Consider the following 19,593-nt stretch of genomic DNA (forward strand, 5'->3'; position numbering starts at 1 on the left):
AGAAATGCGGACACGGCCGCGAGACGCTTTTTCAAGGAATTCCCTCCTTGGTCGAAAGAATTCCTGAACCGTACGTGCGCCGGTTATGTCCGGAACCACCGGATGGAGCAGGGTAAAGGGTGGTTGAATTGTCTTTCCCGGTGGTTGACCGGTAGGCGATCGGTCACGCATACGACCTTGTGGCAAGAGGGAAACGTGGTTTTCGCACTCGGCGCTGCCGGATGCGGACGCAGCGTGAGACGATTCGACGGTTTTCGTCAGAAATATTCCGCCAGTATTCGGCCGTCGGGTTGGCCGTCGAATTGATCGGGATTTGTTCGGGGTTCCTCGATCATCCGGCCCGGTTCGGCCGCGAGGACTCGGCGAGCGCGGCGCTGAAAGAGCGCGCGGTGCTCGCCAAACCGGCGACCGCCGAAACCGGGTCGCGCCGGGCTGGCAGGACGGCGGCGAGTGCCGCGCCGACCCGGCCGTCCGGGGTCCTGATGCCCACGGCGGCGCAGCCGAGCCCCGCCGTGATGGTCTCCGACTCGGCCGCGTACCCGGCCGCGCGGATCTCGAGGGCGTCGGCGTCCGGTTCCGCGAGCGCGGGGTGGTGGGCGGCGAGGAGCCGTCCGGCGGCTGTCCCGGGCGGCAGCGGGCTGCCGGGCCACACGGGGACGTCGTCGGCGGGCAGGACGGCCCCCGCCGCGACCAGCGCGCGGCCCTCCCTCGGGACCACGAGCACGAGGCTCACCCGCATCCGCGCCGAAAGCACCGGCAGCCACTCCTTGGCCAGATCCCGCAGTTCGGGCTGCCAGAACCGGCCGAGCCGGAACACCCGCGAGCCGATCCGGTAGCTGCGGTCCGCCCGCTCGACCGCGCCGAGGTCGGCCAGTTGCTCGAGGAGCCGGTGCACGGTGGTCTTCGGGAGCCCGGTGGTCCGCACGAGCTGGGTCAGCCCGGCCTGTCCGCCGTGCTCGTCGAGTGCTTCGAGCAACGCGAACGCGCCTTCGAGCACGCCGCGTCCGCCAAGGGGTTCTCGCATCGCCGCCCTTTCCCGAGTTCAGGCCACACCGGAGAAGTAAAGTGCGCCCCCGGCCGTCCGGGATACGAACTTTCGGGCAGCCGATGGGGCGGGGTTCCGCTGAACGGCCCAGCCCGCGACGTGACCGACGCCGCGCCGGAAACGACCGTGCCGGGTCCTGCGCCCCGGCGCGTTCCTGGCATGCTGGCAAGGTTCGCGCGAACACCACAGCTCCAGGGGGACGTCGATAATGGAGGAGATCCGCCGCCTCGCCGATCGGTTCGATCTCATCGAGCCCGTCGGCGGTGGCTCCATGGGCACCGTGTGGCGTGCGCGCGACGACAACCTGGAGCGCACGGTCGCGGTCAAGGAACTCCTTCTGCCGCACGGGCAAGGGGAGCAGAAGGCCGACGAGGCCAAGAACCGCGCGCTGCGCGAGGCCAGGATCGCCGCGCGGCTGGTGCATCCGCACGCCATCACCGTCTTCGGCGTGATCGACGAGCAGGACCGCCCGTGGATCATCATGGAGTACCTCCCCTCGATCAGCCTCGCGGACAAACTGCGCGAAGGGCCGATGGAGGTCGACGACGTCATCCGGCTCGCCATCCAGTTGTGCTCGGCGCTGGCGGCCGCGCACCGGGCGGGCATCGTGCACCGCGACATCAAGCCCGGCAACGTCCTGCTCGGTGACGACGACACCGTCAAGATCACCGATTTCGGGATCTCGCGGGCGATGGGCGACGTCCAGCTCACCGCGACCGGCGAGATCTCCGGGACGCCGGCGTTCCTGGCGCCCGAGGTCGCCCGCGGTGAGGACGCCACTTCCGCTTCCGACGTCTTCTCCCTCGGCGCGACGCTGTACACCGCGCTCGAAGGCGGCACGCCCTACGGCACGGCGGAGAACCCGATCGCGCTGCTGTACCGCGCGTCGAGCGGCGAGATCACCCCGCCGGTCAAATCGGGCATCCTGACGCCCCTGTTGACCCGTCTCCTCGACGTCCGGCCGGACAGCAGGCCGACGATGACCGAGACCGAGCGCGAACTGCGGGCGCTGGCGGCGGGGGAGCCGACGACGCTCGTCGCCGAGGAACCGCCGCCGAAGGCGCGCAAGGGAATGCTGATCGGCGTGATCGCCGCGTTCCTCGTGCTCGCGGCCGCCGCGGCCCTGGTCGTGGTGCTCACCCGAGGCGAGGACACCCCGACGGACGCGGCGCCGCCGCCGGCCTCGCAGTCGCAGGCCGTCACCCCGCCGCCGACGACCTCCGCCGAACCGCCGCCGCCCTCTTCGGCGCCCCCGTCGTCGTCACCGCCCCCGGCCACGTCGTCTTCAGCCCCGCCGCCTGTGGCGCAGACGCCCGGCGAGGCGCTTTCGGCGTACTACGCGCTCATTCCGGGGAATCTCCAGGCCGGGTTCGCGACGTTGACCGACAACTTCAAGCGCTCGAAGAACCAGAGCTTCGAGCGCTACTCGAACTTCTGGAAGCCCTACAGCGCGGTGACCGTCTCGAACGTGTCCGAATCCGGCACCACGGTGACGGCGACGCTCACCTACGTGAGGGTCGGGGGCGGGACCACGACGGAGAAGGCGACCTTCGGCATGGTGCAGCAGGACGGGCGCTACCTCATCGATTCCCAGCGCTGAGGCCGAGTTTCCCGGCGAGGCGGTGAAGCCAGGCCTCGACCTCTTCGGGGGAGCGGTCCGGGAGGCCGAAGATCGTCTCGGTGACCCCGGCCGCTTCCAGCTTGGCCAGGTTTTCCGGATCCGGGCGGACGCCGAGCGCCGAGATCTCCGGTTCTCCGGCGCGGCCTTCCTCGTGCCAGATCTCGCGCAGCCGCCGGGCCTTGTCCTCGATGTCCGTGTCGCCGGGGGTGGTGAGCCAGCCGTCGGCGGATTTCGCGATCCAGCGGAACGTCTTCTCCGTGCCGCCCGCGCCGACGATCACCGGGATGTGCGCCTGAGCCGGTTTCGGCCACGCCCAGCTCGCGCCGAACGAGACGAACTCGCCCGCGTACGAGGCTTCGTCGTCCGTCCAGAGGGCGCGCATCGCTTCCAGGTACTCGCGCAGGACCGTCCGCCGCTTGCCGCCCGGGACGCCGTGATCGGCCAGTTCGTCGACGTTCCAGCCGAAGCCGACGCCGAGGGTGACCCGCCCGGCCGAGAGATGATCGAGGCTGGCGATCGTCTTCGCCAGCGTGATCGGATCGCTCTCGACAGGGAGGGCGACCGCCGTCGCGAGCCGGATCCGCTTGGTCACCGAGGCCGCCGTCGCCAGTGCGACCCACGGGTCCAGCGTGCGCAGGTAGCGATCGTCGGGCAACGACGAATCGCCGGTGCGCGGATGTGGGGCCTCCCGTTTGACCGGGATATGCGTGTGCTCGGGCACGTGGAAGGCGTCGAAGCCCGCGGCCTCGGCCGCTTGCGCGGCGGCCGACGGCGTGATGCCCCGGTCACTGGTGAACAGTACGATCCCGTGTCTCACAGCCGGTCACATTATTAGAACGTGTTTCAGTTTGCAACCGTCGCGTGCAGCTTGACCGGCAGCGCGTTCAACCGCCAGGTGCCCGGGTCCGGGATCCGCAGGAGGCCGTCCGCGAGCGCCAGGCCGGGGAAGCGGCGCAGCAGTGCGGTGAGCGCGACCTCGGTCTGCACCCTGGCGAGTGACGCGCCGAGGCAGAAATGCGGACCGTGGGCGAACGCCAGATGCCAGGCGGGCCCCGCCGCGCGCCGGATGTCGAAGACGTCCGGTTCGGGAAACGCCCGCGGATCCCGGTTCACCGCGGCGATCGCGACGGTGACGGGTGCTCCTTCGGGGATCAGGACGTCGCCGATCCGGACATCCGTCGTGGTGAGCCGGGGGATTGTCAGCAGCTGAGGGCTGCACCAGCGCATCAGCTCCTCGACCGCACCGGGCATGAGAGCCGGGTCTTCGCGGAGCTCGGCCAGCTGCGCGGGGTGGGACAGCAGGACCTCGACGGCGTTGGCGATGAGGTTGCCGGGCACCTGACCGCCCAGGACCAGCTGCCAGACCAGGGCGACCAGTTCGGTTTCGCTGAGCCTGTCGCCGTCCTCGGCTTGGATCTGCAGGAGCTGCGAGACGACGTCCTCGGCGGGTTCGAGCTTCCGTTTCGCGATGGCGGCCAGTGAGTCCTCGACGATCCCGGGGACCGCTTCCGAGAGCCCTTGGCCGTCGCCGGCCGCGACCATGGTTCCGTACTCGCGCCAGCGCGGACGGTCTGCTTCGGTGATGCCGACCAGTGCGCAGATCACGTCGACCGGCAGCGGACGCGCGAAGGCGGTGACCAGGTCGATCCGGTCTTCTCCGGCGAGGCCGTCGAGGAGGTCGTCCACGAGCCGCTCGATCCCCGGGCGGAGCGCGGCGGCCTTGCGCGGGGTGAAGGCGGGGGCCACGAGGCGCCGGAGCCGGAGGTGCTCCGGACCTTCGACCTCTTGCATGCTCCGCATGTACGGGCGGCAGTGTTCGGGTATCTCCATGCGCTGGTAGCTGGCCGGACTCAAGGCGAACCGTGGGTCACTCAGCATCTTCCGCGCCTCTTCGTGGCGCAGGACCGCCCACATCTCGAACCCCGGCGCGACGAGTTTGGCGATCGGGGAGCGCTCGCGGACCGGGCCGTACGCGGTGAAGGGGTCGCGCAGGACCTCGGGGTCGGTCAGGAGGATCTCGGGAACGTCGGACAAGGCAGCTCTCCCAGTTCGGATGTTCAAAGCAGATGTTCACATCATCTGAGTGAGGACAGTATCCTGCTCCGAGTAGGAGAGCAATGTCGGGAGGCCGCCGCGCTCAGTTCACCGGCGGCGTCGTCCCGTGTGGACCATCGCCGCTAGAGGACGTCCGTGTGCCGGATCCGGTACACCTGCAGGCGAAGCCCGTAGTACTTCTCGGTTTCGCCGACCCAGACCATCCCGAGCCGTTTCGCCGTCGCGATGGCGCGCACGTTGTTCGGCCGCGCGACGGCGAAGAGCTCGTCCGTGTCCTGGGTGAAAGCCCAGTCGAGCAGTGCGCGGGCGGCCTCGGAGGCGTAGCCCTCGCCCCAGGCGTCCGGATGCAACTGCCAGCTGATCTCCAGGTCCTCTTCGTACGGTGGCAGCAGATGGATGCCCAGTCCGCCGACGACCGCGCCGTCCTCCTTGCGCTGCACCGCCCATCTTCCGCGCGGCGGCACGAGATTGGGCTGCGCCTGTTGCCAGGCCTGCAGAACCGAACGCATGGCCGCGGCGTCGGTCACCCGGTCCATCGCCGGGGTGAGCCAGCGAGTCACGTCAGTGGTGCCATAGATCGCCAGCGCGGCTTCGGCGTCGTCCTCGGACCACTCTCGGATGACGAGCCTTTCGGTGGTCAAGTCCATAACAGAACGTTACGCGCATAGGTGGGGTGATGGGGTGTCTCGATCATGACAACTCGGCAACCCGCGTACCTTGGCCCCATGCGCGCAGACGCTTCGACGACCCCCGAGCAGGCCTGTCCGATCGCCCCGGTGGTCGACCTCGTCTTCAGTCGCTGGACGACGCCGATCCTGTGGGCGCTCAACGAATTCGGCAGGCAGCGGTTCGTCGAACTCGAGCGGCGCATCGGCACGATCACGCCGAAGGTGCTGACCCAGCGGCTGCGGCAACTGGAACGCGACGGCCTCCTCACCCGGACCTATCACGCGGAGGTTCCGCCGCGGGTCGAGTACGAGATCAGCGACCTGGGGCGGAGCCTGGCGCCGCTGTTCGCGACCCTCGCGGACTGGTCGGCGGAGAACTTGCCGAAGGTCGCGGAGGCTCGGTCCGCCTACGACTCCAGCTCGTGAGTGGCGAGTCGGGTTCAGGGTGTCTTCGGGGTCTGCTGGGTTCTGGGTGCGGTCCGTGAAGGGCCCCTTGCCTACTCTGAGGGTAGTGAAGGAGGCCTTCACTACCCTCGTCTGACTTGCGTGAGGACGGTGGTTGCGCGGGTCCATCCGGTCGCGGACCTGCAGCAGACAACCCGAGTGGGGAAGATTTGGGACGTTGAATGTCCCAAATCCTTCACGCTCGACCACCGGCCACGCCAGTGGGCAAGCAAATCAGGGGTCGCCAAGGAGGCCTTCACGGACTTGCCGGATCGCCACGTTCGCCCCATGCGCGCCGGCGGTCACTGCGGCTGCGCGTGAAGGACCCCTTCACGCGGCTCAGCCGAGGAAACTCGACCTTCGCGCCTTCATGTACTTCAGGCGGGGGCAAGGGCGGCTTGGAAAGTTCGCCACGCCCGCAAGCTCACCGCCGCTTATTTGACCGATCGGTCCAGAATCGGCTACGCTTGCCCTCGTGTCCCGGGTGAAGGAATTCGACGTCGACGCGGCCTGCGATGCCGCGCTGGAACTGTTCTGGCGACAGGGGTACGAGGCCACCTCGGTCAGTGACCTCGTCGCCGGACTCGGCATCGGCAAGGCCAGCCTCTACGCGACGTTCGGTACCAAGCATCAGCTGTACCTGACAGCCTTGAACCGCTACATCGCCCGGGGCAACGAGCGGTTCGTCGAGGACTTCGCCGGACCGGGGCCCGCACTCGACGGGGTGCGGCGGCTCATCGGCCGCTATCTCGCGGAAATACTCGGCGAGCCGGGGCGTAAGGGCTGCTTCGTGGTCAACGCCGCGATGGAGATGATGCCGAAGGATCCCGAGGTCGCGCGGGTGGTCGAGCGCAGCTGGGACGCGCTCGAGCTGGCCGTGCGGATGGCGTTGAGCCGGGCGAAGGCGCAGGGCGAACTCGCCGCCACCGCCGATCCGGAGGAGTTGGCCTGCTTCCTGCTCACCGTCCTGCAGGGGATGCGGGTGCTGAGCAAGGGGCCGGATCCCGCGGCGCGCGCCCGGGCGACGGCGAAGCAGGCCATCGCGGTCCTCGAGGCCGCTCGTCAGCACTAAATACTAGAACGATCGGACCAGAAAGTTGGGTACTGTGGGGAAGCGATTCAGCGGCAAGGTCGTCCTGGTCACCGGAGGAGGTTCCGGGATCGGCCGCGCCACGGCGGCGGCCTTCGCGCGCGAAGGCGCCCAGGTCGTCGTTTCCGGCAGGGACGGCGAGAAACTGCGTCAGACGGTTAAGGAGATCGAAGCCGAGGGAGGCGCGGCCGACGCGCTGGCCGCCGACGTGGGGGTCGGCGCCGAAGTCGAGCGCCTCGTCACCGAGACCGTGCGGCGGCACGGAAAACTCGACATCGCGTTCAACAACGCCGGGGTCCTCGGCAGCCCCGCGCCGACGGCGGATCTCGACGAGGACGGCTTCGAGGCCGTCGTGCGGACGAACCTCACCGGCACCTGGCTGTCGATGAAGCACGAGATCGCGCAGATGCGGGCGGGCGGTGGGGGAGTCATCGTCAACATGGCGTCCAACATCGGCTCGCACAGCCGCCTCCCCGGAATGGCCGCCTATGCCGCGTCGAAGGCCGCGGTGGACGCGCTGACCAGGACCGCCGCCCGCGATCACATCGCCGAGGGGATCCGGATCAACGCGGTCAGCCCCGGCGCCACCGACACCGGTATGTCCTTCCGTCCCGGTGAGACCGAGGCCGACCGCGCCGAACGGCTCGGCGCGGTCATCCCGCTCGGCCGGATCGGCGCGGTCGAGGAGATCGCCGCGGCGGTGCTCTGGCTGGCCTCCGACGAGTCCGCGTACGTCGTGGGGCACGACATCGTCCTGGACGGCGGCGTGAGCGCCTGAGTCTCAGCGGCGCGAAGGCAGCAGTTCCTGCATCTTCGTCTTGATCCCCTGTGTCACCAGGTGCCAGGCGTCGGGCTCGCCCTTGAGAACGGCTTCGGTCATCGACTTCAGCTGTTCGAAGGTGGCGTGCGGCGGGATCGGCGGAACTTCGGGGTCACAGCGGACGTCGAGCACGGTCGGCACGTCGGCCGACAGCGCGACTTCCCAGGCATCGCCGAGCAGGGCGGGATCGTCGACGGCGATCCCGCCGAGGCCGATCTCGAGCGCGAAGTCCGAATAGGACACTTCCGGCAGGCTCTGCGACGGCTCGAACTTCGGCGCCCCGCCCATGGCGCGCAGCTCCCACGTGACCTGGTTCAGGTCGCCGTTGTGGAACACGCAGATGACGCAGCGCTGATCCGCCCACAGTTCGCGGTACCGGGCGATGGTCAGCAGTTCCGCCATTCCGTTCATCTGCATCGCGCCGTCGCCGACCAGGGCGATCACCGGACGGTCGGGATGGGCGAACTTTGCACCGATCGCGTAGGGGACGCCGGAACCCATCGTCGCCAACGTGCCGGAAAGGGTGCCCCGCATCCGGCCGCGCATCCGGAGGTTCCTGGCGTACCAGTTGGTGGCCGAACCGGAATCGGCGGTGACGATGGCGTCTTCGGGGATCCGCTCGGACAGTTCGTGCACGATCCGCATCGGGTTGACCGGTTCGGCGTCCAGCATCGCCTGGCGGGTCACCGTCTCCTGCCACTCGCCGACGCGCTTTTCGATCCGCTCCCGCCAGCCGCGTTCGGTTTTGCGTTCCAGCAACGGGATCAGCTGTTGCAAGGCGCCCTTCGCGTCGCCGAGCAAATTGACCTCGGTCGGATAACGCAGCCCGAGGAAACGGGGATCGATGTCGATCTGCACGGCCCGCGCCTGGCCGAACTCGGGCAGGAATTGCGCGTACGGCATGTTCGAGCCGACGATGAGGAGCGTGTCGCAGTCTCGCATCATCTCGTACGTCGGCCGGGTGCCGAGAAGACCGATGGATCCGGTGACGTACGGCAGATCGTCGGGCAGGACGTCCTTGCCCAGCAACGCTTTCGCTATTCCGGCGCCGGTGAGTTCGGCGACTTCGCGTAGCTCGGTGACGGCGTTGCGCGCGCCCTGACCGATCAGGATCGCGACCTTTTCACCCGCGTTCAGCACCTCCGCGGCACGAGCGACCTCTTCCGAGGGCGGGATGACACTGGCCCTCGGGTGATCGGGCGGCGAGGACGGCACGTGCTTGAACTCGTGCTTCGGCGGGTGATAGGTCTCCTCCTGCAGATCCGCCGGGATGATCAGCGCCGTGGGCGCCCGCTGCGCGATGGCCGTGCGGAGGGCGCGGTCGAGCGCGTTCGGCAATTGTTCGGGGACGTTCACCTCGACGAGGTATTCGCTCGCGACGTCCTTGAACAACGCCTGCAGGTCCACCTCCTGCTGGTAACTGCCGCCCATCGCGCTGCGCGCCGTCTGCCCGACGATCGCGACCACCGGCACGTGGTCGAGTTTGGCGTCGTACAGGCCGTTGAGCAGGTGGATCGCGCCCGGGCCGGACGTCGCCATGCAGACACCGGGCCGCCCGCTCAGTTTCGCGTAGCCGACGGCCGCGAACGCCGCCATCTCTTCGTGGCGCGTCTGCACGAAGCGAGGCTTGTTCCCCGCCGCGCCGAACGCGGTCACCAGCCCGTTGATCCCGTCACCGGGGTAGGCGAAGACCTGCTCCACGTCCCATTCGCGCAGCCGGGTCAGAACATGGTCCGCAACGGTTTCGCTCATGGGCGGCGGATACCGCAGCCTCCCGGCGGCTAAACGTGCTCGAGGATCTAACGCTTCGTGCGGGGCACTTCCGGCGAATCGGTGTCGAGCGGTACCGACGCCCCCCGGACGAGTCCCAATTGGACGGTCTGGCGTTTCGTCACCGCTTCCAGCGCCCAGTCGGTGGCGGTGCGCAGCCGGTTGCCCGGCATGGCCAGCAGGTGGTAGCCCCGCGTGACCGCCTTGGCGGCGAGCCCGGAAAGGGGGATGTGCAAGGGATTCGCCGCGGCCTGGTGGGCACCGAGGTCGACGACGAAGCCGAGATCGTGGTGCCGGTACGTGCCGTGCGAGCCGTACCCGAGGGACGCGGCCACGTTCCGCCCGGCGAGTCTGCCCTGCCGTTCGGCGTGCTGGGCCGTCATCGGCGTGTACTCGCCCGGCCTGGTCAGATCCGGGACGGCGGCCGCGTCGCCGCAGGCGTAGACGTCGCGCCGTCCGGGGACGTTCAGCCGCGCGGTGACGACGAGCCTGCCCTTGGCCGTTTCCAGCCCCAGGTCCTCGACCAGCGGATCCGGCCGGACGCCGACACACCAGACGAGGGTGTGGGTCGGCACGGATTCACCGGAGGTCAGCGTCACGCCCTTCGCGTCGGCGTTGTCGACCGAGGTCTTCATCAGCACCTCGACGCCACGCGCCCGCAACACCTCGTCCGCGGTGACACCGAGACGGCGATCGAGTTCCGGCAGGACACGTTCGGCCACGTCCAGCAGCAGCCACCGGATCTTCTGGCCGTCCAGTTCGGGATGCCGGGCGGCGAGCGCGGAGGTGAACGCCGGGCCCTGCGCGGCGACCTCCGTCCCGGTGTAGCCGGCGCCGACCACGACGAACGTGCAGCGCGCGTCGCGTTCGGCGGGATCCTTCGCGGAGGCAGCCAGTTCTATCTGCCGGGTGACGTGATCCCGCAGGTAGAGCGCCTCGGGAAGGCCGCGGAAGCCGTGGGCGTACTCGGGCACGCCGGGGATCGGCAGCAGCTTGTTGACGCTGCCCGCGGCGAGTACGAGACGGTCGTAGCCGATGTCGTGCTCGCGATCCTCGGGGTCGGTGTAGCGCACGCTGCGGCCGTCGAAGTCGACCGAGGTCGCGGTGCCGAGCACGAGGCGCACGCCGCGCAGGGTGCCGGGGATGGACACCGAAATCCGCCGCGGTTCGAGGATCCCTGCGGCGACTTCGGGCAGCAGCGGGAGATAAAGGAAGTAGTCGGTCGGGTTCAGCACGACGACTTCCGTGTCCTCGCCGACTGACTTCAGCAGGGTTTTGGCGGCGTTGTAGCCGGCGAATCCGCCGCCGATGATCACTACGCGCATCGTCAGTCCTCGGTGGGCCAGTCGCCGGTCGCCTTGCGGTAACCGACAGCGCCCGCGCGTTCGGTGGCCGCCTTCACCGCGCCGAAGATCGCGCCCTGTGCCGCGGCGGCGACGATCACCTGAGTCCAGGTGAAGTCCCGGTCCGTGGCGTTCGGCGCGTCCTCTTCGCCGCTCACGCGTTTCCAGATCTGCTTGAACGCGATTCCGGCGAGCACACCGCCCGCGGCGCTCACGACCATGTTCAGTGGTTTGTAGAGAACCTTGTTCACGACGAAGACCTCTTTCGCATGATCAGCCGGATCGTGACGAGCAGCGCGAGAGCACCGGCGAAGATCGGCAGCGGATTCGCGCGGACGACTTCGGTGCCCTGACGGAACTTCTCCGCCGCGGGCTCGGAGACCTTCTCGGAGATCTTGGCGCTGGCCTGGTCGACCTTGGCGTCGAGGTTGTCGTTGACGCGGGTCTTGACGTCGAGTTTCCGGCCCAGCGCGTCGAGGGTTTCGGTGAGTTCCTCGCGGGTCACGTCGCGATCGGTGCGGGCTTGTTCGGCGTTCTTGGGGAAATCGGTCATGAGCGTACTCCCTGTTTGACGGTGTCGACGTCCTTGCGGACGCCTTCGATGGCCTCCTCGGGCACCGGCGGCGTCGCGCTCGCGACCTCCTTCTTGCCGACGATGGCCGAAAGCCCGCCGATCAGCAGCAGCGCCGCGCCGGTCACCACGGCCGCCAGCCAGGCGGGCATGACCAGAGCGAGCGCCAGCACCACCGCGGCGATCAAGGTCGCCAGGCCGAACAGCGCGAAAACACCGGCCGCGCCGAACAAACCGGCGCCGAGGCCCATCCGCTTCCCTTTGCTCTGCAACTCGAAAACGGCCAGCCGCATCTCGTCGCGCACCAGGCGTTTGACCTCGTCGCCAAGGTCGGAAACCAGTTCGCCGACCGACCTGTCTTCGGGCGGCTTCCGGTGGGTCTCTTCGATCATGGGGCACCTCCTCGGAGCGTTCTGCCCGCCGGGTACCCGGGAGTACGGGCGATCAATCACGGAGAGTTTCGGCCCTCCGAGGGCCGGGTAGCCGGGGAGTGCCGGCTCGAAAAGCACCCAACCGACAGGAGGATGCATGAGCACGATCACCGAAATGGTGGACGTCGAAGTACCGGTCAAGACCGCGTACAACCAGTGGACGCAGTTCGAGTCCTTCCCGCAGTTCATGGAAGGCGTCGAGGAGATCCGTCAGATCGACGCGACGCACACTCACTGGGTGACCAAGTTCGGTGGTGTGAGCCGGGAATTCGACGCGACCATCACCGAACAGCATCCCGACGAACGCGTCGCGTGGACGTCGGACTCCGGTCCCGACCACGCGGGCGTCATCACATTCCATCGCCTGGGCGACGGCAAGACCCGTGTCACCGCGCAGATGGACATCGACCCGGAAGGCTTCGCCGAGAACGTCGCCGACAAACTCGGCGTGCTCGACCGCCGGATCAAGGGCGACATGAAGCGGTTCAAGGAGTTCATCGAGAGCCGCGGCCATGAGTCCGGTGCGTGGCGCGGCGACGTGGACCGTCCCGGCAGCTGACCCCTGTGCCCGGGATCTCCCCTGGAAGACGGCGTTTTCCAGGGGGAGATCCCGGGTATTTCATGGGGTGAGGTCCACAACGAAGGGAGCGTCCCGGCATGACTACCAACGCATACGTCGCCTTCCTCGTCATCGGGGTGGCGCTGGTCATGCTCGACGGCCTGATCATCTACCAGAGCGGTAAGCGCTACCTGCGAGGTTCCTACGGCGATCCGGCCGCCGGGGCCTCCATGACGTGGCTCGTGACGGTGCTGTTCCACCTCGCGACGCTGGGCGTCTTGGCACTGCTGTCGACCATCGACATCGGAGGCAGCGACCTCCCGGGCGTGGTCGGCAGGCTCGGGGTGCTGTTGCTGGTCCTGGCGATCGCCCACGCGATCACGCTCAGCGTGCTCTCGCGGATCCGTGGCGAGCAGGAGGCCGAGGCGGTCATCAACCGCCCCCGGCAGCGTGTCGAACCCGAGCAACAGGGCACGACGGTGACGCCGGTGCCCGGGCAGGAAGGCCGCTACCCGACCGCGAGCCCGTCGATCGAGCATCAGGCGCCGTACACGACGCCGTAGAAAGCCCTTCCGCCCCGAGTACGTGAAGAAGGCCCCCTCCCAGCACTGGGAGGGGGCCTTCTTCACGTACTACTACTCCGAGAGCTTCCCTCGCAGCTGTTCCAACGTCTGCGAAAGAAGCCGCGAGACGTGCATCTGCGAGATGCCGACGCGTTCCGCGATCTGCGTCTGCGTGTAACCGCCGAAGAACCGCATCACCAGAATCGCGCGTTCCCGCTTCGGGAGCTCCCGCAGCAGTGGTTGCAGCGCCTCGTGGTTCTCCACCAAGGCCATCTCGTGGTCCTCTTCGCCGATGGTGTCGGCGAGGGAAAGGGCCTCGGTGGCATCGTCGTGGACAGGCTTGTCGACCGACAGCGTCTGATACGCCTGGCCGGCGAGCAGGCCTTCGCGCACTTCGTTGACTTCGAGCCCGAGGTACTCGGCGAGTTCCGTCGGGGTCGGCGCGCGGCCGAGCCGCTGGGACAGCGCGGCGGTGCCTTGGCTGAGCGAGACGTGGAGTTCCTTGAGCCGTCTCGGCACCCGAACCGACCAGCCGGTGTCCCGGAAGTGCCGCCGGACCTCGCCCATCACCGTGGGGACGGCGAAGGAGAGGAAGTCGTGGCCGCGGCCGGGATCGAAGCGGTCGACCGCGTTGATCAGGCCGATCCGCGCCACCTGCACCAAATCCTCGCGGGGCTCGCCCCGGCCGGAGAACCGGGTGGCGATGTGCTCGGCGAGCGGCAGCAGTTCGGTGACGAGACGGGCTCGGACTTCCTGGCGGCGAGCAGAATCCTCGGGCAGCGAGGACAACTCTTCGAAGAGGGGTTCGCAATGAGCGTAGTCGTCGGCCTGCCGCGTGAGTGTCTTGCGCTCGCCGCTCACCCGTCGCTCGTTCCCGGAGCCAGGATGAGGTCGATCGTCGTCGTACCCCCCGCCTCGCCGGGAAACGGCTCGTACCGGGCGGTCGCGGAAGCCGTCAAGGTCGTCAGGACGTGCCAGCCGAACGTCGTCTCGCTCGGCAGATAGGGCTTCGCCGTCCGAGTCGAGATCGAGACGGCTATTCCCTCCGGTATCTCGTGAAAGACACAGCAAAGAACGGCTCCCGGTTCAGCGGGTTGGACAAGTTGGGAACAGGCTTCGTCGACGGCCATCTTCGCGTCTGAAATGGCGTCCAAGCCGAAGTCCGCACGCGCCACGACACCGTGGGTGAGCGTGCGGACGAGGGGGATCTGTTCCGCCTCGGCGGGCAGGCGGAGTTCGACCCGGTCGATCAGTCCGTCCGAGTGAGGGCGGGTTTGAGGGGTCAGGCTGCCCCGTCCGTGTGCGTCCATTCCGATACCTATCTGTCCGTGGCCGTGAGGCAACCGCGGAGGGGACCCGCCGCGGGACGCGTGATCAACGGCCGAGGGCTCGCTGAAGCTCCTTTTTGGACATCTTCGACCGGCCCTTGACGTTGCGTTTCTTCGCCTCGTTGTAGAGCTGGTCCTTGGTCGGGCCGTTCGGGCCCTGCCGGTTGCCGGACCGCTTGCCGCCGCGCCGCTGCGGTGACATGTCCTCGGTGGACGTGCGGCTCGCCTGGCGCGACTCGCCCGCCTGCGCGCGGTTCTTGTTCACCGTGCGTGCGGCGATCTCTTCGGCCCGGTCGGTGCTCGCGCCCCGGTCCTTCGCCGAGTCCTTGATGTGTTCGTACTGACGTTCTCGTTTGTCGCTCCAGCTCCGCTCGGGCATCGCGGCTCCTCTCTTCCCGGATCAGGTACCCCGTTCGATTCGCCGGATAAACCTCCGGTTGACCACCGGAACGGGCGGGTACGCGGAGGTCAGACGCGAAGGAGGCTTCAATGCGCATCGGCTACACGCTCATGACCGAACAGGCCGGACCGAAGGACCTGGTGGGGTACGCCGCCGGGGCCGAGAAGGCGGGATTCGACTTCGAGGTGATGAGCGACCACTACTCGCCTTGGCTGGACGAGCAGGGCCATTCGCCGTACGCGTGGAGCGTGCTGGGAGCGGTCACCCAGAGCACCGAACGGGTCGAGCTGATGACCTTCGTGACCTGTCCGACCATGCGCTACCACCCCGCGGTGGTGGCACAGAAGGCGGCGACCGTCCAAGAGCTTTCGGACGGCCGGTTCACCCTCGGGCTCGGCGCGGGGGAGAACCTCAACGAGCACGTCGTCGGGCGCGGCTGGCCGTCGGCGAACGTCCGCCACGACATGCTCGCCGAAGCGATCCAGATCATCGGCGGGCTGTTCGACGGCGGCTACTTCAACTACGCGGGTGATCACTTCCGGGTGGACTCGGCGAAGCTCTGGGATCTCCCGGAGCAGCGTGTCCCGATCGCCGTCGCGGTGTCCGGGTCACAGTCGGTCACCCGGTTTGCGCCGATCGCCGACGCGATGATCGCGGTGGAGGCGGACGAAACGCTGGGCCGGGCGTGGGACGCCACCAAACCCGGCCCGCCGACCAGGAAGATCGCTCAGCTGCCGGTGTCCTGGGGTGAGGATCGCGACGCCGCGATCCAGCGGGCGCACGAGCAGTTCCGCTGGTTCGGCGGCGGCTGGAAGGTCAACGCCGAACTGCCGGGACCCTCGGGGTTCGCCGGAGCCACCCAGTTCGTCAAACCCGAGGACGTCGCCGCGGCCATCCCGTGCGGACCGGATGTCGATCAGATCGTGAAGCAGGCCGGCGAATTCGAAGCGGCCGGATTCACCGACCTCGCCCTGATCCAGATCGGCGGAGACCAGCAGGAGGGCTTCCTGCGGTTCGCCGAGGAGACGCTGCTCCCGGCCCTGCGGGGCTGATTCACACGGACGGAGTAAGCCGGGCCTGTCTCTGCACACCCGTACGGGGACACCTGTGTGCGAGCCCGCGATCGTGGGTACCAGTACGGCACGTCGGCCTTCACCCAAGGGGGATCTGATGAAAAACGAGCTAGGGCTACACCCGGTACCCGACCTGATAATGGAGGGGCAGGACTCACCGGAGCAGGAAGAGATGCGCCGCAGGGCGGCTCTCGCCGTGGCTTCACGGGCGACGAGCGCCGATGACTGCGCGACCCTTCTGGACATGCTCGGCCTGCACGACGGCGGCCGCAGCTCCGAAGTGGCCTGATTCAGCGGCTGCCACGCGCGACCACGAGATCCGCGACGAAGGCTCGATAGGCCTCGTCGCGGTCCGGCGCGCGTAGCACCGCGGACGGGTGCACCGTGGCGATAGCGGTCGTGGCGAACTCGGGGAGCTCGATCCGCTCGCCGCGGTTTCGGGTGATGCGGAAATCGTCGCCGAGGAGCGCCTTCGCCGCCGTCGCGCCGAGGAAGACGAGTAGGCGCGGACGGACCGCCGCCAATTCCGCGTGCAGCCACGGGCGGCACGCGACGATCTCGGTCTTCGACGGCGTCTTGTGGATGCGCCGCTTGCCGCGTTCGTCCCGCTTGAATTTGAAGTGCTTGACCGCGTTGGTGACGTAGATCTTCCCGCGGTCGAAGCCCGCTTCCGCGAGTGCCTTGTCCAGCAGCCGCCCGGCGGGTCCGACGAACGGGGCGCCCGCCCGATCCTCCTGGTCGCCGGGCTGTTCGCCGACCACCATGATCTCCGCCTGACGGGGACCTTCGCCGAAGACGGTTTGGGTCGCGTCGCGGTGGAGGTCGCAGCCGCGACAGCCGGAGGCAGCCGATCGGAGCTTGCCCAGATCGACGGTCTCCGGCGGGTCCGCGCCGGGTGCCTTGGTCACCATTGAGCCCGGTTTCCCCTCCCCGCCGGCGGGCAAACCGGCTTCCTGCCCGTCGCATCGGGTAACCCGCCGCCATGGTGACTAAGACCGAGCCGGCCACCGCCTCCGTTCAGGACACCGCCCGTGTCGCGGTGCAGATCGTGCTGCCCACGCTCGCGGGCGGCGTGATCAAACGACGGCCGCTGGCACTGGCCGCGGCCCAGAAGCTCCAGCTGGACCGAGATGGGGCCGCCTAGGCCTCCTCGTCCACCCATTCGAGCAGATCGCCGGGCTGACACTCGAGTACCCGGCACATGGCTTCCAGGGTGCTGAAGCGGACGGCCTTGGCGCGGCCGTTCTTCAGCACCGCCACGTTCGCCGGGGTGAGCCCGACGAGCTCGGCGAACTCGCCGACACTCATCTTGCGCTTGGCCAGCTCGACGTCGATGCGGACGACGATCGGCATCAGATCACCTGTTCCAGGTCGGATCGCAGGGTGGTGGCCTGTCGCAGCAGTGTGCGCATCACGATCATGAGGAGGCCCAGCACGGCGACGCCGACCAACGCCAGGAACAACAGCAGCGGCAGCCCCGGGTCATTGGCGTTGAAGCCGACGTAGAGGAACACGCCCGCCAGCACCACCCAGCCGGCGAGGATCGCCAACACGATGGCGTCCACCCACCTCAGGGAGGCTTCGGTGAAGATCCGGTCCCTCTTGACCAGGGTGAGCAGTTGCCAGGTGGCGACCACCACGACCTGGACGCACAGCACCCAGAAGACGGAGACCGCCGTCGCGGGCCAGCGCAGATAGGCCATGTCCGGGTCTTGCCGGGCCATATGCGCGAACTGGCCGGGGAGCGACATGGTCTGGAAAAGGACCAGGATCCCGAACAGCAGCACGAGGAAGGCTTTGAGCGGCACGATCGCCCGTTGTGCGGTGAGCATGCATCGAGTTTCGCGCGTTATCTATCGAAAGTCAATCGGTAGTTATCGAAGACCGAGTAGTCAGCGAGCGGGGCTGAGCACCGCACTCGCGTGACTGGGCCCGTGACTCGCGTGATCAGGGACGGAACACTCGAGTGCGGCCTCCGATCACGCGAGTTCCGTCCCTGATCACGTGAATTCCGTCCTTGATCACGGGAGTGCGGTCCCTGATCACGCGAGTCACGTCCTCGCGCCGGTCAGGTCGAGGCGTCGGCCGTCGCGGGATGGATCTGTCGCGCGGGCATGCCTCACGGTGAAGCGACGTCGACGCGATGTCGGCTGTCGGAGCGCATTGGGGTAATTGCTCACCGAATTCGGTGAACGGGGTTGAATTTTCGTTGCGCGAAGGAATTCACCCGGCCGTAGTCCGGCCGTTGTCGCGTGCGGTGGTGTCTGCCAGGATGCTCGTGACTCGACCCGAAGGAGCGTCCAGTGGCTTCTCTTCTCAACCCTTACATCAGCTTCGCCGGCGACGCCCGGCAGGCCATGGAATTCTACAAGTCCGTGTTCGGCGGAGAACTGACGTTGAATACGTTCGGCGAGTCCGGTATGGCGGGTTCGCCGGAGGAGAATCAGATCATGCACAGTCAGCTCGATTCCCCGAGCGGCTACACGATCATGGCGTCGGACACGCCGCCGGGGATGGAGCACACTCCGGGCACCAACATGTCGGTCTGCCTCAGTGGCGATGACGGCGAGGAATTGCGCGGCTACTGGGAGAAACTCTCCGCGGGCGGCACCGTTTCGGTTCCCTTCGAAAAGCAGATGTGGGGTGACGAATTCGGTGCGTGTACCGACAAGTTCGGCATCTTGTGGATGGTGAACGTCGTTCAGGCCTAGGGTATTCCGGCCCCGTCCGATCCGTGCCGAAGCTCCCGACTTCCGGGGACTTGAGGCTCCGATCGCAGGAAACCCGTTATGTCGCCGGTGGAATCGCCGTTCTTCTCACGTGAGGATTCGGCGGTTCCATCGGGAGGCGGGGATATGAACAGGACGGTCGCGGCACTGCTGGTTTCGGCGGGGGCCGCCGCGGTAATGGCCGGTTGCGGGACGACGACGGCCGGGACACCGGTCACCGTGGTGCGGGAGATCGTGCCGCCCTCCACGACCACCGCCGTCGTCGCGCCGCCCGCCACTTCGGTGGTCGTGGTCGAGCCGCCGGTGACGATCACGCGCGCCCCGAGTCTCACTTCCTGTCAGCGGCTGGCCGCGGACAGGTTCTCCTACGCGTACGCGTTCGACGCCTGGGTGAACGCGGGGCGCCCGCTGAGCTGGGACGCCGATCGCGACGGATATCCCTGCGAGCAATCCTACGGAAACCGGAACTAGACCGGCTCGAACCGGACGTCGATTTCCGCGAAGGGATCGGCTTGGCCGAGTGCCCGCAAGCGGATCGGGGTCCCGCCGGGATTGTCGTACAGCCGGACGCCGTCGCCGAGCAGGACCGGCGCGATGTGCAGATCGATCTCGTCGATCAACCCCAGTTCGAGCAACTGCCTGCCGATGTTCGGCGAGAACACCTCGAGATTCTTCCCGTTCGCCGCCTCCAGTCCGATCCGGACGGCTTCGGCCGGGCCGCAGTTCAGGAAAGTGACGCCCTCGGCGGGGGTCGCGTCTTCGGGATGATGAGTCAGGACGAAGAGCGGTCCTTTCCAGGCGCCTCCGTAGATGCCGCTCGGGTCGGGGTAGGCGTCCCACCCGTCGCGGCCGCCGAGGACGGCGCCGGTGGTCGCGGCGTATTCGGCGATCAGGGCCGGTCGGGACGTGGTGCCCGCCATCCAGTCCATGCTGTGGCCCGGTCCCGCGACGAACCCGTCGAGCGACATCGTGAAGTGCCAGAGCACTTTCCCGCGCGCGGTCTGTGGGTCGAGCATGACGCCTCCTACTGGTTGCGTTTCACAATCGGTTTGTCCACGGTAAGCGGAGTGATGGTAGATTGCA

27 protein-coding genes are annotated in these 19,593 nt (G+C 68.0%); 11 read left to right on the top strand and 16 right to left on the bottom strand.

Translation table 11 applies throughout. The annotated features are described in order from the left end of the window. Positions 1–331 precede the first annotated feature (331 nt). Positions 332–1,024 (bottom strand): IclR family transcriptional regulator, encoded by a 693-nt coding sequence (locus HDA45_RS37170; protein WP_184903413.1) that lies wholly within the window; start codon positions 1,022–1,024, stop codon positions 332–334. Between the two features lie 229 nt (positions 1,025–1,253). Here HDA45_RS37170 and HDA45_RS37175 point away from each other — a divergent pair, with 229 nt between their 5' ends. Next, a complete protein-coding gene (locus HDA45_RS37175) occupies positions 1,254–2,645 on the top strand; it encodes a serine/threonine-protein kinase (protein ID WP_184903415.1) in 1,392 nt (463 codons plus the stop codon). Here HDA45_RS37175 and HDA45_RS37180 read toward each other — a convergent pair. The 3 genes from HDA45_RS37180 to HDA45_RS37190 form a co-directional block, all read right to left on the bottom strand. After that, positions 2,626–3,483 carry a TIGR03619 family F420-dependent LLM class oxidoreductase gene (locus tag HDA45_RS37180; RefSeq protein ID WP_184903417.1) on the bottom strand — a complete coding sequence of 286 codons (858 nt, stop codon included), beginning with the start codon at positions 3,481–3,483 and terminating at the stop codon, positions 2,626–2,628. The genes HDA45_RS37175 and HDA45_RS37180 overlap by 20 nt on opposite strands. 26 nt (positions 3,484–3,509) lie before the next feature. Next, positions 3,510–4,700: a cytochrome P450 family protein gene (locus HDA45_RS37185; RefSeq protein WP_184903419.1), complete on the bottom strand. Its 1,191-nt coding sequence runs from the start codon at positions 4,698–4,700 to the stop codon at positions 3,510–3,512. Between the two features lie 143 nt (positions 4,701–4,843). Then, the gene (locus HDA45_RS37190; protein WP_184903421.1) at positions 4,844–5,368 is read right to left on the bottom strand and encodes a GNAT family N-acetyltransferase; all 525 of its coding nucleotides are present in this window, start codon (positions 5,366–5,368) and stop codon (positions 4,844–4,846) included. Positions 5,369–5,446: 78 nt separating this feature from the next. Between HDA45_RS37190 and HDA45_RS37195 the strand changes: the two genes are divergently transcribed. The 3 genes from HDA45_RS37195 to HDA45_RS37205 all read left to right on the top strand — a co-directional run bounded on the left by HDA45_RS37195 (position 5,447) and on the right by HDA45_RS37205 (position 7,701). Continuing rightward, positions 5,447–5,815 carry a winged helix-turn-helix transcriptional regulator gene (locus tag HDA45_RS37195; protein ID WP_184903423.1) on the top strand — a complete coding sequence of 123 codons (369 nt, stop codon included), beginning with the start codon at positions 5,447–5,449 and terminating at the stop codon, positions 5,813–5,815. A gap of 493 nt (positions 5,816–6,308) precedes the next feature. Further along, positions 6,309–6,905 carry a TetR family transcriptional regulator C-terminal domain-containing protein gene (locus tag HDA45_RS37200; protein WP_184903425.1) on the top strand — a complete coding sequence of 199 codons (597 nt, stop codon included), beginning with the start codon at positions 6,309–6,311 and terminating at the stop codon, positions 6,903–6,905. Positions 6,906–6,939: 34 nt separating this feature from the next. Further along, positions 6,940–7,701 (top strand): glucose 1-dehydrogenase, encoded by a 762-nt coding sequence (locus HDA45_RS37205; protein WP_184903427.1) that lies wholly within the window; start codon positions 6,940–6,942, stop codon positions 7,699–7,701. Between the two features lie 3 nt (positions 7,702–7,704). On the opposite strand, the gene HDA45_RS37210 is transcribed toward HDA45_RS37205, so the two are convergent. From HDA45_RS37210 to HDA45_RS37230, 5 genes are read right to left on the bottom strand one after another with little or no spacing between them, the layout of a single operon-like run. After that, a complete protein-coding gene (locus HDA45_RS37210; RefSeq protein ID WP_184903429.1) occupies positions 7,705–9,495 on the bottom strand; it encodes a thiamine pyrophosphate-requiring protein in 1,791 nt (596 codons plus the stop codon). Positions 9,496–9,542: 47 nt separating this feature from the next. Beyond that, positions 9,543–10,838, bottom strand: coding sequence for an NAD(P)/FAD-dependent oxidoreductase (locus tag HDA45_RS37215; RefSeq protein WP_184903431.1), 1,296 nt, complete (start codon positions 10,836–10,838; stop codon positions 9,543–9,545). Between the two features lie 2 nt (positions 10,839–10,840). Beyond that, entirely contained in the window at positions 10,841–11,107 is a 267-nt protein-coding gene (locus HDA45_RS37220) for a DUF4235 domain-containing protein (protein ID WP_007030245.1), read from the bottom strand. Next, positions 11,104–11,409: a DUF3618 domain-containing protein gene (locus HDA45_RS37225; RefSeq protein WP_184903433.1), complete on the bottom strand. Its 306-nt coding sequence runs from the start codon at positions 11,407–11,409 to the stop codon at positions 11,104–11,106. The genes HDA45_RS37220 and HDA45_RS37225 overlap by 4 nt, the downstream gene beginning before the upstream one ends. Further along, a complete protein-coding gene (locus HDA45_RS37230) occupies positions 11,406–11,819 on the bottom strand; it encodes a phage holin family protein (RefSeq protein ID WP_184903435.1) in 414 nt (137 codons plus the stop codon). The genes HDA45_RS37225 and HDA45_RS37230 overlap by 4 nt, the downstream gene beginning before the upstream one ends. Before the next feature lie 136 nt (positions 11,820–11,955). Here HDA45_RS37230 and HDA45_RS37235 point away from each other — a divergent pair, with 136 nt between their 5' ends. After that, positions 11,956–12,417 carry an SRPBCC family protein gene (locus HDA45_RS37235; protein WP_184903437.1) on the top strand — a complete coding sequence of 154 codons (462 nt, stop codon included), beginning with the start codon at positions 11,956–11,958 and terminating at the stop codon, positions 12,415–12,417. A 98-nt stretch (positions 12,418–12,515) separates the two neighbouring features. Continuing rightward, positions 12,516–12,980: a hypothetical protein gene (locus HDA45_RS37240; RefSeq protein ID WP_184903439.1), complete on the top strand. Its 465-nt coding sequence runs from the start codon at positions 12,516–12,518 to the stop codon at positions 12,978–12,980. A 72-nt stretch (positions 12,981–13,052) separates the two neighbouring features. On the opposite strand, the gene HDA45_RS37245 is transcribed toward HDA45_RS37240, so the two are convergent. From HDA45_RS37245 to HDA45_RS37255, 3 genes are all read right to left on the bottom strand, one after another. Further along, positions 13,053–13,841: a SigB/SigF/SigG family RNA polymerase sigma factor gene (locus tag HDA45_RS37245; RefSeq protein ID WP_184903441.1), complete on the bottom strand. Its 789-nt coding sequence runs from the start codon at positions 13,839–13,841 to the stop codon at positions 13,053–13,055. Beyond that, positions 13,838–14,290: an ATP-binding protein gene (locus HDA45_RS37250; protein ID WP_184903443.1), complete on the bottom strand. Its 453-nt coding sequence runs from the start codon at positions 14,288–14,290 to the stop codon at positions 13,838–13,840. The genes HDA45_RS37245 and HDA45_RS37250 overlap by 4 nt, the downstream gene beginning before the upstream one ends. A 64-nt stretch (positions 14,291–14,354) precedes the next feature. After that, entirely contained in the window at positions 14,355–14,687 is a 333-nt protein-coding gene (locus HDA45_RS37255; protein WP_184903445.1) for a plasmid stabilization protein, read from the bottom strand. 110 nt (positions 14,688–14,797) lie between these two features. Here HDA45_RS37255 and HDA45_RS37260 point away from each other — a divergent pair, with 110 nt between their 5' ends. Both HDA45_RS37260 and HDA45_RS37265 read left to right on the top strand, forming a co-directional pair. Then, entirely contained in the window at positions 14,798–15,760 is a 963-nt protein-coding gene (locus HDA45_RS37260; RefSeq protein ID WP_184903447.1) for a TIGR03557 family F420-dependent LLM class oxidoreductase, read from the top strand. A 118-nt stretch (positions 15,761–15,878) separates the two neighbouring features. Beyond that, entirely contained in the window at positions 15,879–16,070 is a 192-nt protein-coding gene (locus HDA45_RS37265; protein WP_184903449.1) for a hypothetical protein, read from the top strand. A gap of 1 nt (position 16,071) precedes the next feature. On the opposite strand, the gene HDA45_RS37270 is transcribed toward HDA45_RS37265, so the two are convergent. Beyond that, positions 16,072–16,692 (bottom strand): UdgX family uracil-DNA binding protein, encoded by a 621-nt coding sequence (locus HDA45_RS37270; protein ID WP_184903451.1) that lies wholly within the window; start codon positions 16,690–16,692, stop codon positions 16,072–16,074. Between the two features lie 71 nt (positions 16,693–16,763). Between HDA45_RS37270 and HDA45_RS37275 the strand changes: the two genes are divergently transcribed. After that, positions 16,764–16,925 carry a hypothetical protein gene (locus tag HDA45_RS37275; protein WP_378317230.1) on the top strand — a complete coding sequence of 54 codons (162 nt, stop codon included), beginning with the start codon at positions 16,764–16,766 and terminating at the stop codon, positions 16,923–16,925. On the opposite strand, the gene HDA45_RS37280 is transcribed toward HDA45_RS37275, so the two are convergent. Both HDA45_RS37280 and HDA45_RS37285 read right to left on the bottom strand, forming a co-directional pair. Next, on the bottom strand, positions 16,922–17,134 hold the full coding sequence (locus tag HDA45_RS37280) for a helix-turn-helix domain-containing protein (protein ID WP_184903453.1): 213 nt from the start codon (positions 17,132–17,134) through the stop codon (positions 16,922–16,924). The two genes, HDA45_RS37275 and HDA45_RS37280, sit on opposite strands and share 4 nt — an antisense overlap. Continuing rightward, positions 17,134–17,613: a DUF2975 domain-containing protein gene (locus tag HDA45_RS37285; RefSeq protein ID WP_184903455.1), complete on the bottom strand. Its 480-nt coding sequence runs from the start codon at positions 17,611–17,613 to the stop codon at positions 17,134–17,136. The genes HDA45_RS37280 and HDA45_RS37285 overlap by 1 nt, the downstream gene beginning before the upstream one ends. 471 nt (positions 17,614–18,084) lie before the next feature. Between HDA45_RS37285 and HDA45_RS37290 the strand changes: the two genes are divergently transcribed. Then, entirely contained in the window at positions 18,085–18,492 is a 408-nt protein-coding gene (locus tag HDA45_RS37290) for a VOC family protein (RefSeq protein ID WP_184903457.1), read from the top strand. A 144-nt stretch (positions 18,493–18,636) separates the two neighbouring features. Further along, positions 18,637–18,981: a hypothetical protein gene (locus HDA45_RS37295; RefSeq protein ID WP_184903459.1), complete on the top strand. Its 345-nt coding sequence runs from the start codon at positions 18,637–18,639 to the stop codon at positions 18,979–18,981. Here HDA45_RS37295 and HDA45_RS37300 read toward each other — a convergent pair. Beyond that, on the bottom strand, positions 18,978–19,526 hold the full coding sequence (locus HDA45_RS37300; protein WP_184903460.1) for a dihydrofolate reductase family protein: 549 nt from the start codon (positions 19,524–19,526) through the stop codon (positions 18,978–18,980). The genes HDA45_RS37295 and HDA45_RS37300 overlap by 4 nt on opposite strands. Positions 19,527–19,593: the final 67 nt, after the last annotated feature.

It is taken from the genome of Amycolatopsis umgeniensis (genome assembly GCF_014205155.1).
GTDB lineage: Bacteria > Actinomycetota > Actinomycetes > Mycobacteriales > Pseudonocardiaceae > Amycolatopsis > Amycolatopsis umgeniensis.